The 2,669-nt window shown below is 41.6% G+C and carries 4 protein-coding genes; 3 read left to right on the forward strand and 1 reads right to left on the reverse strand.

The genetic code is table 11. The features are described 5' to 3' along the window. Window positions 1–209 (forward strand): stalk domain-containing protein (locus AC1DWN_RS31810; RefSeq protein WP_477562851.1); only part of this gene is annotated, 209 nt, incomplete at its 5' end. Between the two features lie 30 nt (window positions 210–239). Here AC1DWN_RS31810 and kapB read toward each other — a convergent pair. Next, window positions 240–635 carry a kinase-associated lipoprotein KapB gene (kapB, locus tag AC1DWN_RS31815; RefSeq protein WP_477562852.1) on the reverse strand — a complete coding sequence of 132 codons (396 nt, stop codon included), beginning with the start codon at window positions 633–635 and terminating at the stop codon, window positions 240–242. 203 nt (window positions 636–838) lie between these two features. Here kapB and AC1DWN_RS31820 point away from each other — a divergent pair, with 203 nt between their 5' ends. Together AC1DWN_RS31820 and AC1DWN_RS31825 are read left to right on the forward strand one after the other, a co-directional pair. Beyond that, complete coding sequence (locus AC1DWN_RS31820; RefSeq protein WP_477562853.1) at window positions 839–1,954, forward strand: MGDG synthase family glycosyltransferase; 1,116 nt, start codon at window positions 839–841, stop codon at window positions 1,952–1,954. A 92-nt stretch (window positions 1,955–2,046) separates the two neighbouring features. Then, window positions 2,047–2,669: ACT domain-containing protein (locus AC1DWN_RS31825; protein WP_477562854.1), on the forward strand; the 623-nt coding region annotated here is incomplete at its 3' end.

Consider the following 2,669-nt stretch of genomic DNA (forward strand, 5'->3'; position numbering starts at 1 on the left):
TCCTTAAAGATCGTACCGTTGATATTACGATAGGGGCGAATACGATCAAAATAAACGGAAAAGCGGTAAAGCTTAATGCGCCGCCGGCCTTCCTTTATAGTATTGGCGGCACAGGCAAGACGTATGTTCCGCTTGCCGCTTTGTCAGAGGGTCTAAATTTCCAAGTTGAGTACCGTGAAAAAATAAAAACAGCTTTTATTAATGAATAATTACAATATCATATTTAATAGAAACTACAGTTACTTATACTCTTTCTGCAATTGTTGCATCTGCTCGAGAGCTTTGGCAGTCCAGCGATGCAACCGGTCAAGGGATGCAATTTCCTTTGCAACAGCTGCTTGAAGTGATTCGCTATAATCGGGAACATTGCCCGCGTATGCCTTAACATCGCGAAGCAGAACAGTTGTCTTCTCGGTGTAGCTTAGTGCCCGCCTCTCGTGAAACATAGGAACATCTGGGTCATATGGATTATGCAAGTCTCCCTGCTCGGGATGTTTCAATACAGCAAGCACCTTCACGAGTGCGCGAGGCCTATTTATTTCGATTAACTCACCAATATATTGTCCGGAACGGACTTCAGCTTGAACAATATCGCCTATTTTTATAGGTTGATCATTCTGGTTCATTTGTTCCATTTTACAATCATCCTCACGAATTATATTTTGTAATTTGTAAAATATATGTAAAATTAGTTTAATCAAGGTTAATTTCCCTTGACAACGCATATATCTATATTCAAGGATAAATTATCCACTATATTATACGCAACCTTTTCTGTTAATACTTGTGTTAAGAGTGCATGCATCGTAATATGGTATTAGAAAAGTAGGTGAAATAAATGCGTAAGAAAAGAGTGCTTCTGCTCTCTGAAGGCTTCGGTTCCGGACATACACAGGCTGCTTATGCATTGGCTGTCGGACTTAAGCAACTATGTCCAGGTATTCAGACCCGTGTCATTGAGCTTGGTAAGTTCCTTAACCCCGTACTCGGTCCATTGATCGTTTCCGCTTATCGGAAAAMCGTTAGCAAACAACCTAAGATGGTCGGTCTCATGTACCGAAGCAATTATAAAAAATCATTCAACCGATTTACACAGCTTGCCATTCACCGTATGTTCTATACCCGAACATCTCAGGTAATATCGCAGTTGAAGCCGGACTTAATCGTATGTACACATCCTGGGCCTAATGCTGTTGTTGCACGACTCAAGAGGCTCGGACTGGACATGCCCTTATATACACTCATTACGGATTATGATGCACATGGTTCTTGGGTAAATCAGGAAGTAAATAAGTATCTCGTTTCCTCAACCCTAGTTAGAGACAGACTGATGGATAAGGGCGTTGAGGAGGATCGAATCGAGGTTACAGGCATACCCGTACATCCGAATTTTTGGCATACTCATGAAAAAGAAGAAATAAGACTGCAATTAAAACTAAAGACAATGCCCACTGTGCTTATTATGGGCGGCGGATGGGGAATTATGTATGAGGATAATGCACTTGAATATATGACAAAATGGAGAGAGAGCACTCAGCTCATCTATTGCGTTGGGTCGAACGAGAAGATGAAAGAGAAAATGCTTGAAGATCCACTTTTCAAGCATCCTAACATTCATATACTTGGCTTCACCCGTGAGATAAATAAGCTGATGGACGTCTCCGACCTGCTCGTTACTAAACCAGGTGGTATGACCTGTACAGAAGGAATGAGCAAAGGAATTCCCATGCTGTTTTATGAACCGATTCCCGGGCAAGAAGAAGAGAACTGTCAATATTTCATTAACAATGGCTTTGGCGAAATGCTGGATTCAAACGATACGGTAGATCGTTGGTTCTCACTCATTCATGAGCCCTATGCCTCAGGACAATTCCGTGAAAGCTTATTAACAAAGCGCAACCAACAATACGATCCAACAAATTGTCCAAACGCCGTCCTGAGATTAATGCAGTGACGGTGTTTTTTTCATTGAAGAAGCAAGCATAAAATGCTAATACTTTTCCACATAGTATATAGAAGTATATACGCGAAAAGGAGCTGTTTCGAATGAATCCAAGGTTAGCTGATGGTAAGACGATTATTATAAGGCTCGAGATTGATACGAATACTGCACAATTCAGCAGCGCGGCGAAAGCGATCGAACAAGCAAAAGGCGATATTATAGCGATCGATGTCATACATACCGACAAGAACAAAAACACACGTGATTTAACGGTGAAAATTTCGGAACAAGGGGTCACCGAACGTTTAACGAAAGCACTTGATTCAATACCAGGCATCAAACTTCTCCATATTTCTGATCGTACTTTTTTACTTCATCTAGGTGGTAAAATAACGATCCAACCTAAGACACCCATTCAGAACCGCGATGATTTATCACGCGTTTATACACCTGAGGTCGCAAGGGTTTGCCAAGCTATTTTCGAAGAGCCCTCTAAAGCGTACAATTTGACTATAAAGAGAAATATGGTGGCTGTCGTATCCGATGGCAGTGCTGTTTTGGGATTGGGTAACATAGGTCCCTATGCTGCCATGCCTGTCATGGAAGGCAAAGCGATGCTATTCAAGCAGTTTGCTGATGTGGACGCCTTCCCAATCTGCCTTGATACTCAAGATACCGATCAAATTATAGCTACCATCAAAAATATTGCTCCTGCCTTTGGAGGTAT

Source organism: Paenibacillus sp. P4_A7, assembly GCF_056402455.1.